14 protein-coding genes are annotated in these 14,085 nt (G+C 44.5%); 12 read left to right on the top strand and 2 right to left on the bottom strand.

Annotated features, from left to right (window positions below; translation table 11 throughout):
• The first annotated feature begins 10 nt into the window (after positions 1-10).
• The 10 genes from B158_RS0110445 to mgtE all read left to right on the top strand — a co-directional run bounded on the left by B158_RS0110445 (position 11) and on the right by mgtE (position 8,455).
• A complete protein-coding gene (locus tag B158_RS0110445; RefSeq protein WP_018625321.1) occupies positions 11-991 on the top strand; it encodes a KpsF/GutQ family sugar-phosphate isomerase in 981 nt (326 codons plus the stop codon).
• Positions 991-1,572, top strand: a complete 582-nt coding sequence (kdsC, locus tag B158_RS0110440; RefSeq protein ID WP_018625320.1) for a 3-deoxy-manno-octulosonate-8-phosphatase KdsC — start codon at positions 991-993, stop codon at positions 1,570-1,572. The genes B158_RS0110445 and kdsC overlap by 1 nt, the downstream gene beginning before the upstream one ends.
• Positions 1,569-2,126: an LPS export ABC transporter periplasmic protein LptC gene (lptC, locus tag B158_RS0110435; RefSeq protein ID WP_018625319.1), complete on the top strand. Its 558-nt coding sequence runs from the start codon at positions 1,569-1,571 to the stop codon at positions 2,124-2,126. The genes kdsC and lptC overlap by 4 nt, the downstream gene beginning before the upstream one ends.
• Entirely contained in the window at positions 2,123-2,884 is a 762-nt protein-coding gene (locus B158_RS0110430) for an LptA/OstA family protein (RefSeq protein WP_018625318.1), read from the top strand. Before lptC ends, B158_RS0110430 begins: the two co-directional genes overlap by 4 nt.
• Complete coding sequence (gene lptB, locus B158_RS0110425; RefSeq protein WP_018625317.1) at positions 2,881-3,606, top strand: LPS export ABC transporter ATP-binding protein; 726 nt, start codon at positions 2,881-2,883, stop codon at positions 3,604-3,606. The genes B158_RS0110430 and lptB overlap by 4 nt, the downstream gene beginning before the upstream one ends.
• A gap of 206 nt (positions 3,607-3,812) precedes the next feature.
• Positions 3,813-5,285 carry an RNA polymerase factor sigma-54 gene (gene rpoN, locus B158_RS0110420; RefSeq protein WP_018625316.1) on the top strand — a complete coding sequence of 491 codons (1,473 nt, stop codon included), beginning with the start codon at positions 3,813-3,815 and terminating at the stop codon, positions 5,283-5,285.
• A 26-nt stretch (positions 5,286-5,311) separates the two neighbouring features.
• A complete protein-coding gene (gene hpf, locus B158_RS0110415) occupies positions 5,312-5,599 on the top strand; it encodes a ribosome hibernation promoting factor (RefSeq protein ID WP_018625315.1) in 288 nt (95 codons plus the stop codon).
• A gap of 4 nt (positions 5,600-5,603) precedes the next feature.
• Positions 5,604-6,152 (top strand): PTS sugar transporter subunit IIA, encoded by a 549-nt coding sequence (locus B158_RS0110410; protein ID WP_018625314.1) that lies wholly within the window; start codon positions 5,604-5,606, stop codon positions 6,150-6,152.
• The gene (rapZ, locus tag B158_RS0110405) at positions 6,149-7,000 is read left to right on the top strand and encodes an RNase adapter RapZ (RefSeq protein WP_018625313.1); all 852 of its coding nucleotides are present in this window, start codon (positions 6,149-6,151) and stop codon (positions 6,998-7,000) included. The genes B158_RS0110410 and rapZ overlap by 4 nt, the downstream gene beginning before the upstream one ends.
• A 75-nt stretch (positions 7,001-7,075) precedes the next feature.
• Positions 7,076-8,455: a magnesium transporter gene (gene mgtE / locus B158_RS0110400; protein ID WP_018625312.1), complete on the top strand. Its 1,380-nt coding sequence runs from the start codon at positions 7,076-7,078 to the stop codon at positions 8,453-8,455.
• Positions 8,456-8,479: 24 nt separating this feature from the next.
• Here the strand turns inward: mgtE and pmbA are convergent, their stop codons facing one another.
• A complete protein-coding gene (pmbA, locus tag B158_RS0110395) occupies positions 8,480-9,844 on the bottom strand; it encodes a metalloprotease PmbA (RefSeq protein ID WP_018625311.1) in 1,365 nt (454 codons plus the stop codon).
• 121 nt (positions 9,845-9,965) lie between these two features.
• Here pmbA and B158_RS0110390 point away from each other — a divergent pair, with 121 nt between their 5' ends.
• Both B158_RS0110390 and yjgA read left to right on the top strand, forming a co-directional pair.
• The gene (locus tag B158_RS0110390; RefSeq protein WP_156823098.1) at positions 9,966-12,074 is read left to right on the top strand and encodes a TonB-dependent receptor plug domain-containing protein; all 2,109 of its coding nucleotides are present in this window, start codon (positions 9,966-9,968) and stop codon (positions 12,072-12,074) included.
• A gap of 48 nt (positions 12,075-12,122) precedes the next feature.
• Positions 12,123-12,638 (top strand): ribosome biogenesis factor YjgA, encoded by a 516-nt coding sequence (gene yjgA, locus B158_RS0110385; protein WP_018625309.1) that lies wholly within the window; start codon positions 12,123-12,125, stop codon positions 12,636-12,638.
• Between the two features lie 9 nt (positions 12,639-12,647).
• Here yjgA and tldD read toward each other — a convergent pair whose 3' ends face one another.
• Complete coding sequence (gene tldD / locus B158_RS0110380; protein ID WP_018625308.1) at positions 12,648-14,084, bottom strand: metalloprotease TldD; 1,437 nt, start codon at positions 14,082-14,084, stop codon at positions 12,648-12,650.
• Between the last annotated feature and the right edge of the window lies 1 nt (position 14,085).

The following is a 14,085-nucleotide window of genomic DNA, read 5'->3' as shown; positions in this document are numbered from 1 at the left end:
GGTATCGTCAATGACTGACTCAAATCTGGAACAGCAAATTTTACACAGTGCTGAACGCGTTATTTCTATTGAAAGTAATGCAGTGGCAAACCTCAAACAGCAACTGGATCAAACCTTTGTTGCCGCCTGTACTAAATTGTTGGGCTGCCAGGGCAAAGTCGTAGTCATTGGTATGGGTAAATCAGGTCACATTGGCAGTAAAATGGCTGCAACTCTGGCCAGCACCGGCACCCCTGCATTTTTCGTTCACCCCGCTGAAGCCAGCCATGGCGACCTCGGAATGATCGGTGAGCAGGATGTTGTTATAGCCTTGTCCAATTCTGGCGAAACCCATGAAGTCACTGCCCTGCTTCCGGTTATCAAACGCCGAGGCATCGAACTAATCTCAATCACCAGTAATGACAACTCCAGCTTAGCCAAAGCCAGCGATATCCATATCAAGGTTCAGGTCGAGCAGGAAGCCTGCCCTCACAATCTTGCACCAACGGCTTCAACAACTGCCGTACTGGCGCTCGGTGATGCCATCGCTGTCAGCTTGCTAGAAGCTCGGGGCTTCACACCCGATGATTTTGCTCTATCCCATCCTGGCGGCAGTTTAGGCAAACGTCTTATTCTTCAGGTTAATGATTTAATGCACAGCGGTGATGCCTTCCCTTCGGTCAAGCCCACTATCTCAATTCGCAATGCGCTATTTGAAATGACGGATAAGCGAATGGGGATGACCACTGTTACTGACCATCAAGGAAATTTATTAGGCATCTTCACCGATGGCGATTTACGTCGTGCTTTTGAGCGGGATGTCGATATTGATGCCCCGATCAGTGACGTAATGACCAAAGGATGCAAAACGGTAAAGACACAAACACTTGCTGTGGATGCGGTAAACCTGATGGAAGAAAGCAGCATCACATCATTAATCGTGGTTGATGAAAACAACAAGCCGCAGGGTGTCATTCATATGCACGATTTACTGAAAGCAGGAGTCGTGTAATGAGTAACCCAATGAGCAGACCCAGCTACCCAGATTCTGTTATAGCAAAGGCACAGAAAATTAAGCTCGTTATTTGTGATGTTGACGGTGTACTGAGTAATGGTCAGGTCATTATTGGTAACGATGGTGAAGAATTAAAAACCTTTAACATCAAAGATGGCTTCGGTATCAAGTGTCTACAAAAATCAGGAATCGCTGTTGCCATAATCACCGGGCGTAATTCAAAAATTGTTGAAAAGCGTTGCCAGGAACTTGGTATTGAGCACTATCACCAGGGTCAATCAAATAAGCAAAAGGCATTCGAATCCTTATGTGAAAAACTATCGGTTACTCCAGAACAAGTTTGCCATATTGGTGATGACCTGCCGGATTTGCCGTTATTAATTCAAGTTGGGTTAGGGGTTACGGTTGCTGATGGTCACTGGTTAATGCAACAGCATGCTGACTGGGTCACCCAACATAACGGTGGCTTTGGAGCAGTGCGCGAAGTGTGTGACTTGATTCTTGAGAGTCAGAACAAGCTGGAAGCCATTCATCAGGAATATCTGGCTGCAGGAAAATTATCCGAGGTTAAAGAATGACCTTCCTCAAAGGTCGTTCAATGTTGTGGCTGCTGGTTCCAGCCACATTTGCTATCGCCTATTGGTGGGATCGTTCTACCGAATCCAAACCTGATTTCGTAGAAGTATCCACAAACCCAGATTATTACCTCTCCAACACTCAAACCATAGAGTTTGATACGAATGGTCAACCACAACGCTCATTCACTACAGAAAAGACTCTACATTATAAAGAGATCATGCAGACTCATCTATTAAAGCCTGTCATGCGCTTTAATGACGATCAGAATCCCAGCTGGACAGTAAGCTCGGAAAAGGCAGTAAGCAATGAACTGAGTGAGCAATTAACACTCGAAGGCAATGTCACTATCGAACTTGAGCGCCGTCCGTCTGAATCCAATGCAGTGCTGACCATGCCAGTTTTAAAAATTGACTTTGCATCAGAAACTGCTTTTACTGATGAGCAGATTGAACTTATTGATGGTCGGTTTAGAATGACCGCCAAAGGTATGCAGGCTGACCTGCGTACCAATAATATCGAATTTATGTCTGAGGTCTTTACAGAAGAATTATGAAGTTTCGCCTCCTTATAGCTGCATTAATATTAAGTTCGCTGTCTAGCGGGTCATTGGTTCAGGCAGCGACCTTAGAAAAGTCTCGTTTACGTTCTGATAGGTCTAATCTTGATGTGCAAAACAACATCATCATTTATAGAGATAATGTGATTTACGAGCATGGCAACATGACAATTTATGCCGACTCACTTACCAAACAGGGTGAAAATGCGGGAACCATTACTGCTTTAGGAAGCCCGGTAAAAATTCACTACGTGGATGAAACTGGTGAGACTACAGACATTGATGCCCCTAAAATCATTTACCGTCAACAAAGCGGAGAGCTTTCAGCCAGTGGCGATATTAAAATCGTACAATCTTCTGGCATAGATAAGTTAACCTTGCTTGGTAATCAGCTAACCGCAAATCAGGGTGTAACCGAAGGTTTTGGATTTGTGCTTAACGGTGCTCCAACTGAATTCCGCATTGAGCAACCTTCCCAGCCAGCGATCTATGCCACCGCGGATCAGCTTCGTTCTAATGGCAAAGATAAGCAAACTGAACTCGTCGGTAATGTTAAATTACAGCAGGGCGACTCCAATATGACCGCCGCTTTCCTGACTTATGACGGTACCAGCAAAGTTATCTCAGCCGGCAAAAGTGACTCAGGCGAGCAGCGCGTGGAAACAGAGTTCTTCTGGGAGCAGGAACAAGGCGACAACGCCACGTCGAGTCAGTCGGCCACTGAACAGCAGACCGAAAAAGAGCAACAGCAATGATTTCACTTCAAGCCAGGCGTTTGGCCAAAAGTTATAAAGATCGCAAAGTGGTTGAAAATGTCTCACTGGAGGTTAACCAGGGACAGATTGTTGGTCTGCTTGGCCCAAATGGCGCAGGCAAAACCACCTCCTTCTACATGATAGTTGGTCTGGTTCCTTCCGATGGTGGACAAATCTTTCTTGGGGAAGACAATATCACAACCGACCCGATGCACACTCGCGCCAAAAAAGGGATTGGATATTTACCTCAGGAAGCTTCGATTTTTCGTAAACTGTCAGTTGAAGATAACATCATGGCAATCCTGCAGTTACGCAAAGATTTAACAGCCAATCAACGCGAAGAAAAGCTGGACCAGTTACTGTCCGAGTTCCATATTGAGCATATCAGACTGAGCCACGGCATGAGCCTGTCTGGTGGCGAGCGCCGACGGGTTGAGATTGCCAGAGCACTAGCTAACGACCCTAAGTTTATTTTGCTTGATGAACCATTTGCTGGTGTCGATCCTATTTCAGTGCTGGATATTAAAACCATTATCATACAGTTAAAAGAACGTGGTATAGGTGTTCTGATTACTGACCACAATGTCCGCGAAACATTGGATGTCTGTGAACAGGCTTATATCGTTGATTCGGGTAATATTATCGCCTCAGGAACACCTGCAGAAGTCCTGTCTAATGAACTGGTGAAGAAGCGTTACCTGGGCGAGCACTTCAAAATGTAAACTACGCAGTTATTTGATTTAAAAGATCACTAGCTATTCAATACTAATGAGCCAATGGTATCCCCATTGGCTTTTCATTACCTAAGCTCTTGAAATTCGGTCAACCAATCCTCAGTTATTTAATAAGCCCTTGCAACCCTGGTTTACTAGGAGTAATTTGTAGTTAAGGGACACATTAAAAGGCAAAGATTGGTATATAAATTTCAATGAATCCAACTCTCCAGTTAAACCTTAGCCAACAACTGAAACTGAGCCCTCAGTTACAACAGTCCATAAAACTGTTACAACTATCTCATCTGGCTTTGCAACAGGAAATACAATATCAACTGGAAACCAATCCTCTTCTTAATCTAGTTGATGGTAGCTACTTTGAAGTTAGCGACCAGGATGACTCACAAGCCGATAATCACCAAAAATCATCACCCGACTCAGCATCTGATAATCGGGATAGCAACCTGTCATCTCAAATGCTTAGTCAAGCATACTTTGACTTGGATCAATCCTCATATAGCCACGGTTCAACTACTATAAGCGATAATTACTTTGAAAACCTGATGCAAGACTCTGTCGGATTACGCGAGCACCTGGAATGGCAAATTCAGATGTCATCACTAAGCAGAGGAGATATGGAAATCGCTTATTACGTTATCGAAAACATTGATGATGCAGGATTCCTGACGGTCACTCCTGAAGAAATTGCCAAACAGATACAAGAAGATTTCATGCATGACGTTGAAGCAGATGAAATTGTTGCAGTCATTCATCAGGTACAACAATTGGAACCATTGGGATGTGCCAGTAAAGATTTGCAGGAGTTTCTAATTGTTCAGTTAAATTCCATGAATCGTGAAGCTGCATCTCAACAGAAGAAAAGCATTTCCCTAGCTATTAAATTAGTGACTCATCATTTTAATGCACTACAAAAACACCAGTATCAGGATCTGAGACACCGATTATCATTAACAGAACTGGAATTGAATGACTCGCTAAGTTTGATAAAACACCTACGCACTCAGCCAAACTATCAATTTATTGGTGAGTCCACAGAATATATCAAACCCGATGTACTGGTTTATAAACTGGGTAATGAGTGGCAGGCACAGCTTGCAGGACATAGCACTCCACATCTGGATATTAATCACCAATATGCTGATTTTTTGCGTAAATCGCGTAACCCTAATGATCACCAGTATTTAAGGGACAGGCTACAAAAGGCGCGCTGGTTTATGCAAAGCATTGAAGCACGAAACGACACACTCAAGCGGGTGGCAGACTGGATTGTTCGTTATCAACAGAACTTTTTTGACAATGGAGAGTCATCAATAAGACCGATGCGATTAAAAGATCTGGCGCAAGATCTGGATCTGCATGAATCAACCATTTCACGTGCCTGCAGCGATAAATATTTGCAGTCACCCAGAGGCATTTACGAGCTTAAATATTTTTTCTCAAATGCAATTCCATCAACCCAAGGAGGTGAATGGTCATCTAAAGCAATAAAAAACAAAATTAAACAGTATGTAAACGCGGAACCTTCCCGCAAACCTTTGAGTGATATTAAACTTGCTGAGTTACTAAATCAGGAAGGCGTATCAATTGCTCGTCGCACCGTTGCAAAATATCGCGAAGCATTGAATATCCCACCTGCATGTCAGCGTAAGTTATTCACAAATTCTTAAACTATTCGATAGAAGGAATAAGCATTATGCAAATCAATCTAACTGGTCGTCACCTTGATATCACTGATGCCTTAAGAGATTTCGTTAACGAGAAATTTGCCAAACTAGAGCGCCACTTTGACCATATTAATAATGTATACGTTACGCTCACTGTTGAAAAAGTACGTCAGATTGCTGAAGCGACCTTACATGTCAATGGTGGAGAGATATTTGCTAACAGTGAATCAGAAGATATGTATGCCGCGATTGATTTATTGATTGATAAACTGGATAGACAAGTGATAAAACATAAGGAAAAGATGACACGCCATTAACCTTATGCACATTGAAGATGTTATTGCCCCCGAGCTGTGTGTGCTCGGGGCGCAAGCTACAAGCCGAAAAAAAGCGTTACAATTCATAGCTACCCTTTTCGCTGAACACAATTCACAATATGAACCTTTCCTGTTGTTAAAAGCTTTGGTTGCCCGTGAACAGATGGGAACCACCGCTATTGGTAATGGTGTGGCACTCCCGCATGGTAGAGTGGAAAGCTGTGAGGAGCCCTTGGCGGTTTTTGTTACTCTTGCCGAGCCAATCGATTTCGACGCTCCTGACCAGGAACCTGTAGATATTGTTTTCGCACTGATAGTTCCTAAGCAGTTCGACTTTCAGCAGCTCAATGGACTTGATGGATTGATCGAAATCCTTAAAGATAAAAAGGTCTGTGCTCAAATACGTCACGCTCACAACAATCAAGCGCTCTATGAAATTATCGAAAGCGCCATTGCGCAGCATGAAAAAGCCCAAGGCCTAGAAAGAGTTAGCATTGAAAGAGCCAACAAAGAGAAATCCAAAGAGAAAAAAGAGATAGAAGACAACACATGAAGTTATTAATAGTAAGTGGTCGCTCAGGTTCAGGTAAGTCAGTTGCTCTTAAAGCGCTTGAAGATATGGGCTATTACTGTATTGATAATCTTCCGTTAAGTCTTACGCTCAATGTCATCGATGACCATATTCTTCGCAATGAAGATATTGCAATAGGTGTGGATGCCCGCAATCGGCATGATCTAGAGCACTTCTCCGAAGAAATTACCCGCATTAAGAAAGAAGCGCCTCAGGCTAAGACTTTATTTCTCGATGCAGACGAAACAACGTTGCTAAAACGTTTCAGCGAAACCCGTCGTCGCCACCCCCTGACAAATAGAGGGCTTTCACTACGCGATGCCATCAAAGAAGAAAAGAAACTTCTTGAGCCAGTGCGAGCCTCAGCTGATCTAGTGGTTAACACCTCAGAGTTATCACCACATGAATTGCGAGAGCGATTGCGTGAACGGGTTAGTGGTGACAAAAGTCAGTCCATGGACATTCGGCTGGTGTCATTTGGCTTTAAGCATGGCGCACCCAAAGACGCAGACTTCGTGTTTGATGTACGCTGCCTGCCCAACCCTTACTGGGATCCTGAGCTAAGAGATTTCACGGGAAAAGATCCACAGATTCAACATTTCCTTGAGCAAAGCTCGATGGTCATGGAGTACACCTGGCAGCTTAAGGTTTTCTTCTCGACCTGGATTCCTGAGTTTAGCAAACAGGATCGCAGCTATTTTACCTGCGCTATTGGCTGCACCGGAGGTCGACATCGCTCAGTCTTCATGGTTGAAACTCTGGCTAAAGCTCTTAAGCCACTTTATCCAAATATCTCGATAGAACACCGACAACTGGATAAAAAACAGTAAATTCCTACAGTGTCATAGCCAGCAATGGCAAATCTGCGTTAGAATACCAACAAAATCAACCAGTAAGATGCATCTATGGCGGAAACACAAGCAACACAAACACGTCAGGAACAGCTTCAGCTCCTTAATAATGCGCTGGACAGTGGTCATCTTATTCCGGTTAGAAATCTGCTGGAAGAGTTACGCTCGGCAGATATCGCTCACCTTTTAGAATCCACACCACCCCGCGTTCGTAATGTTATCTGGCAGCTGCTGGATAAAGAACGGGAAGGTGATGTTCTCCAGCACCTTAATGACGAAATTCGTCAATCATTCATCGAGCAGATGCAGCCGCAAGAGCTGGCAAATGCGCTTGCGGACTTGGATACCGATGATGTCGTAGACATTCTGGGTGATCTGTCACAGAACATCAGTAATCAGGTGCTCCGCTTGCTGGATGAGCAGAATCGAGCACAAATTGAGCATGCCCTATCCTACCCTGAGGATTCTGCTGGTGGCTTGATGAATATCGATACCATCATGATCCGCCCTCGGGTTTCAGTGGAAGTGGTGCTTCGTTATCTGAGGATTCGTGGCAATATGCCACCCAATACTGACCATCTGTACGTGGTCGATTCTCGCGATGTGTTAATTGGTTCGGTACCCATCAGCTCGATTTTGACCTGCGATCCGGACACACCAATTACTCAGATAGTCGATAAGGAAACCTTCACCATCCCGGTGGATATGCCTGAAACTGAAGTCGCGCAGATTTTCGAACGTCACGACCTGGTTTCTGCGCCAGTACTTGACGAGAATGGGCGCCTTCTAGGCCGTATCACCATTGATGACGTGGTTGACGTTATCCGCGAAGAAGCCGATCACTCTCTGATGTCGATGGCTGGTCTGGATGAGCTCGAAGATACATTCGGTAAAGTAGCTGCGACCGCAAAAAAACGTGCAATCTGGTTAGGTATTAATTTACTGACTGTAATTCTGGCTGCGCTGGTGATTGGGCTTTTTGAAAACACCATCGCCCAGGTAACCCTTCTGGCAGTTCTATTGCCAATCGTACCGAGCATGGGTGGTATTGCCGGAACCCAGACTCTGACGCTGGTGATTCGCGGTATGTCGCTGGGCCATATTGGTGAAGGTAACAAAGGCTACCTGCTCAAGAAAGAGTTAGCCGTCAGTATTATCAATGGCGTACTTTGGGCATTGGTTATCGCAGCTCTGGTTTATGGCTATTCATACTACAAAGATTCAGGCATCAACCATTTACATCTGGCTATCACAATTGGTGGAGCCATGCTTTTCAATCTGGTTACAGGTGTCGTCAGCGGTGCCGTATTACCACTTTTCCTAAAAAAGATTAATATCGACCCTGCTATCGCTGGTGGTGTGGTACTTACCACTGTTACCGACGTAGCTGGCTTCTTTGCGTTATTGGGCTTAGCCACACTCTTTTTTGCCTAGCTGCTTTCTTGCCTGAGCTGCCGGTTAGCTAGCAACCATCATTCCTTCAATAGCCACAGAGCCCGTGAGAATACTTGAGCGCAGATCCACATCATTAGAGATGGCAACAATATTTTTAAGCATCTGCTCAAGGTTACCTGCAATGGTTAACTCCTGCGCAAAATGTTTAATCTCACCATTTTCGAACCAGTAGCCACTCGCGCCACGCGAATAGTTGCCAGTAACCGTATTAACGCCCTGCCCCATCACTTCGGTTAATAGCAGTCCAGAACCTAACTGTTTCATCATCTCCTGCAACGAAAGATCCATCGGTTTTACTAAAACATTATGGATACCACCAGCATTACCTGTGGTTTGCAATCCAAGTCTTCTGGCTGAGTAGCTACTCAGGAAGTAATCCTTTAGCACACCATCGACTACAATATCGCGCTTTCTAGTGGCAACGCCATCACTGTCATAATTACCGCTACCAAAGCCTTTGACTATAAAAGGATCTTCCTCAATCTGCACAAACTCTGGCAAAATCAGCTGCTCTTTCTTGTCCAATAAGAAGGAAGCTCTTTGATACAGAGCCGCTCCTTTTAATGCAGACAACATATGCGACCAAAGCCCACGCGCCAGTTCTGCGCTAAAAATTACGGGGTGATTACCAGAAGGCACTTTACCCTGAACCAGCTTATTCAGAACGCGACTTGCGGCCTGCTCACCAACGGTTTCAGGAGGCAACAAATCCGCCACATCACGGCCAATGGTGTAATAACCATCACGAATCATGCCATTGTCAGTTTCTGCAATGACCGAATTAGATAAGCTGAAGCGGGTGGTATGGTTTGTTCCTATAAAGCCATGGCTATTGGCATACAGGGACACCGAGCGGTGACTATAGCTGCTGGCTCCCTCTGATTGTTTAATACGGGAATCTGTTAAGGCCTTAGCTTCGCACTGCCTGGCTGACTCGACCATATGCGGGATGGTAAGGTCATTGGGGTGATCAAGCTGTAAGTCTTTAAACTCGGTAGCCATCAGCATTTTATCCGCCAGTCCAGAATAAGGGTCTGGCTCGGTAAAGCTCGCTATTTCGCAAGCGGCCTGTACACCTTTATGCACCGCCGCTTCAGTTAGGTCATTAATAGAAACCGTGCCCTTGCGCTGACCAAAATAGACATTGATGCCAAAGTGACTATCCTGATTAAACTCCAAAGTTTCCAGCTCACCCTGACGCACCTCTATGCTGTTGCCAACCGTGTTGTAACACCAGATTTCAGACTGCTCAGCACCAGCCTCCGCTGCCTGCTGTAAGGCAACCTGCACCATCAGCCGCAGCTGCTGTTCGGTAGCAGCCTGTTGCTCAGCAATTTGAGTTAAAGTTAAGTGTTTGTCAGAAGCCACTCGGCACTCCAAGAATGAGTCAAAAGATGTGCCATTATAAGTGTTTGTTGGGTAAGGACAAAACTTGACTTAACTTATTAATTTGTAAAGAATGAGTACTGGTTTTCTTTATGAAAAAATCATGGCCCAAAAGAAGTTGCTAGTTACCCTCTTGGCATTGCTATTGGCTCCCAATGGCTATGCTGCGGAAGATACCGAGACTACCGATCTGTTCGGAGAAGAGCTGCCTACGGTATTATCAGCAACTCGCCTAAAACAATCTCAGGCCGAAACACCTGCCTCAGTTACCATAATTGACCGTGAACTGATTGAAGCATCAGGCGCCCGCAATATTGTTGAGGCTCTACGGCTAGTGCCAGGTATGAATATTGGCTATATCAGCGGTAATACTCCTGAGGTAAGTATCCACGGCCTGCACACCGATTTTTCTCGTCGTTTACAAGTCCTGGTTGATGGGCGCTCAGTGTTCAAACCAGCATTGTCTCGCGTTCTTTGGGGCAACTTGACTCTTTCAATTGATGATGTTGAGCGTATAGAAGTAGTACGCGGCCCTAATACCGTGACCTATGGGGCGAATTCATTTTTAGGCGTCATCAATATCATCAGCCGTCACCCGTCAGATGTTGCTAACGATCAGGCAACAGTTACTCTTGGTAATAAGGGAATAGCGGATGGCTCATTGCGTATTGCAAAACAATCTGAAGACTTCAGTTATCGAATGACTGTTGGTCGTCACAGTGATGATGGTTTTGATTTACAGCGTAATGGTAGCGAGCGTTACGATGATCATGACACCAACTATTTCCGTGGTGACATGGTTTTCAATCCAGCGCATGACCAGCAATGGCGTCTCATTTTTGGATACAGTCAGGCCGATGAGCAGCAGGACTTGTTAGACGTTTATCAAACAGAGCCGTACCATATCAAAACAACTGATGATAGCTTTGTTCAACTAATATGGGATCGTCAGCTTTCAGCTGATCATGACATCAAATTAAATGCCCATTACAGCCAGGACTCCATCGAGGAAGAATGGCAAACCTGCCCACCCGCTTTATTTTTTACTAATGAACTGGGTGCGCTTTATGACTATGACCCCATCTACACTGACCAATTGATAAGCGCCATTTCTTCAGGCTCTGCGATTCCAACTCCTGGCACACCTGAAGCTGCCTTGCTAACGCAACAGGTCTACGACCGATTTCTGGAGCTTGGAGCCAGTACCGTTTGCGGAATAGCCAATCAGAATATTGATGAGGATAAGTGGGAAATAGAATTACAAGATACATATACCTTCAACAACAATTTAAGACTGGTTTCAGGCCTGAGTTCAAGACGCGATACTATTCGTGGCGAATCATTCTTCGAGAAAAAGCTCCACAACGATATTTATCGAGTATTTGGCAATTTAGAGTGGCGGCTAGCAGAAGATACTCTGCTAAACTTTGGTAGCATGTACGAACATGATAAGTTTGTGGGAGGAGAATTTTCACCTCGCCTGGCGCTTAACTATCTTGCAACGCCTAGCTCATCCTGGCGTTTTATTCTTGCTAAAGGAACAAGAAACCCTGATTTTTATGAAGAAAGCGGGCATCGTCGATACATCGTTCGTAACTTAACAATGCCTGTCAATGGCAGTGACACCTTTGCAACTTTTTATCAAACTCCACAAGCTATGGGCAATCTGGAGCCAGAAACAATACTTTCTCGAGAGATTGGCTGGTTCTATCGTCTGGGTAGCGATCTTAATTTTGATATTAAGTTCTATTATGACGATCTCAATGACACCATTGATGGACTGTTTGGGCTTGAAGACTATAACCCACGAAATGCCAATAGCTTCAAATCTAAGGGTGTTGATATGCAACTTGATTACCACCTTAGTTCTGATAGTCGTTTATGGCTAAGCTACAGTTATCAGGATATAGAGGTAGAAACTGGTCGTAGTCTTCGCCATCAGGCACCTGAACAAACTGCCTCAATATTATTCAGCCATCAACTAACTGAGCAATTGTCTTTCAGTAGTGCATACTATTTACAAGATATGGAAAGAGGGGCTGATTTTAAAAGGTTTGATGCTCGGTTGAGTCAAACCTTACCTATTGATGATAAAGAGCTTTCCTTATCGTTGGTAATCCAGCACAATATCAATGACCGCGCTTACTTTGATAGCAGTACCGTCTGGGACTCGAAAAACATCGTTTACCTCAAAGCAAGTTTGCAATTCTAATTTCATACCTTACTTAACCTTGTAAATCGCTTTTACCGATTAGATACTATGACACAGCAAGACGAGCACGACCTTACCGAAAAATCAAAATCCCAAGTCAAAAGAGAGCTGCTCGAAATTACAGAGCTGGGTGAACGTTTGCTGGAAATTCCTGAGGGACTTCTGGCAAAGTTACCTATTTCTGAAACCTGTCTCAAGGCCATCAAAGAAGGTAGAAAAATCAATCATCACACAGGTAAAAAACGTCAAATTAAATATATCGGCAAACTGTTAAGAGATGAGGATTTAGAGGGTATTAGAGCAGAGCTAGCAATTTCCGACCAGTACCATCAACTGGAAGTTCGCAAACAACATTTGCTAGAACAGTGGCGAGACCGCCTGATGAAAGAAGGTGATAAAGCAACCTTTGAACTATTGCAACTGGAGCCAACTCTCGACCGCCAGCAGCTCAGACAAATGGTCCGTAATGCCCAAAAAGAAAAGGAACTCAATAAGGCCCCTAAAGCCCAACGTGAACTGTTTCGTTACTTACGTGAGAATATGCAGTTTAGTGATCAGGAGTGATATTCAAAACTAAACTTTGGTACCACCCACTGTCATTTGATCAACTTTTAAAGTTGGCTGACCTACACATACAGCAACACTCTGACCATCCTTACCACAAACTCCAATTCCAGGATCAAGCTTGCTGTCATTGCCAACCATACTGACCCGCTTCAATACTTCAGGGCCATTGCCGGTCAAGGTTGCACCTTTAATCGGTGCAGTAATTTTACCATCTTCAATTAGATAAGCTTCACTGGCACTAAAGACAAAATTTCCTGATGTGATATCAACCTGCCCTCCGGCAAAGTTTGGCGCATAAATACCCTTTTTTACACTTTTAATGATGTCTTCGGGATCTGAATCACCGGACTTCATAAAGGTGTTAGTCATGCGCGGCATAGGCAAATGTGCGTAAGACTCGCGACGGCCATTACCTGTGGGAGCCTGTCCCATTAATCGCGCATTATGTTTATCCTGCATATACCCCTTGAGGACACCATTTTCTATTAATACTGTAGACTGAGTTGCTGTACCTTCATCGTCCACACTCAAGGAACCTCTCTGGTTAGGCAAAGTACCGTCATCTACTACTGTGCATAAACTGGACGCTACCTGCTGACCTATTTTGTTGGCGTATGCTGATGATCCCTTTCGGTTAAAATCACCTTCCAGGCCGTGTCCAACAGCCTCATGTAGCAATACTCCTGGCCAGCCATTGCCTAAAACTACAGGCATCATACCTGCCGGTGCATCGATCGCTTCCAGATTAATTAGAGCCTGGGTCACCGCAGTTTTAGCCAAGCCATTTAGATCAGCCTGCATCAATTCCTGCCAGTCATAACGACCGCCCAGGCCTGCGCTTCCGCGTTCACGTCGCCCCTGATGCTCGACAATGACAGACACATTAAGCCGAATCATTGGACGGATATCGGCAGCAACTACACCATCACTGGCCAAAACCAGCATCTGCTCATCTACTGCTGATAAACTGACGATAACCTGCTGAACCTTCTCATCAAGATGGCGTGCCTTAGCATCCAGCTCTCTCAACAAATTAATTTTCTGCTGCTGCTCAACGTTAAATAGCACTGGCTTGCTTGTATAGAGTGATTGAGGAGTGATGGCATTGAAGGAAATTACTTTTTCCTGACCAGAGCGACTCATGCTAGAAGCCGCAGTAATAGCATTTTCAAGAGCTTGAAGCTGCAGCTGGTTTGCATAAGCAAAGCTGGTTTTCTCGCCTTCTATAGCCCGAACACCAAGTCCTTTATTCAAGTTGAAGCTCGCATCCTTAACGATGCCATCTTCCAGTTGCCAGTATTGATGTTGAACTTCCTGAATGAAAATATCTGAATAATCTATATCAAAAGCATGCAGTTTAAGAATTGCAGTCTGCAAGTTTTCCAGGTGGAGATCACTCTCCTGGAATAAATTCGTTTCGACCTGTTCTAATAATGATTTCATT

The sequence above is a fragment of the Kangiella aquimarina DSM 16071 genome (assembly GCF_000374105.1).
Taxonomy (GTDB): domain Bacteria; phylum Pseudomonadota; class Gammaproteobacteria; order Enterobacterales; family Kangiellaceae; genus Kangiella; species Kangiella aquimarina.
This window is presented reverse-complemented; position numbering and strand designations above follow the sequence as displayed.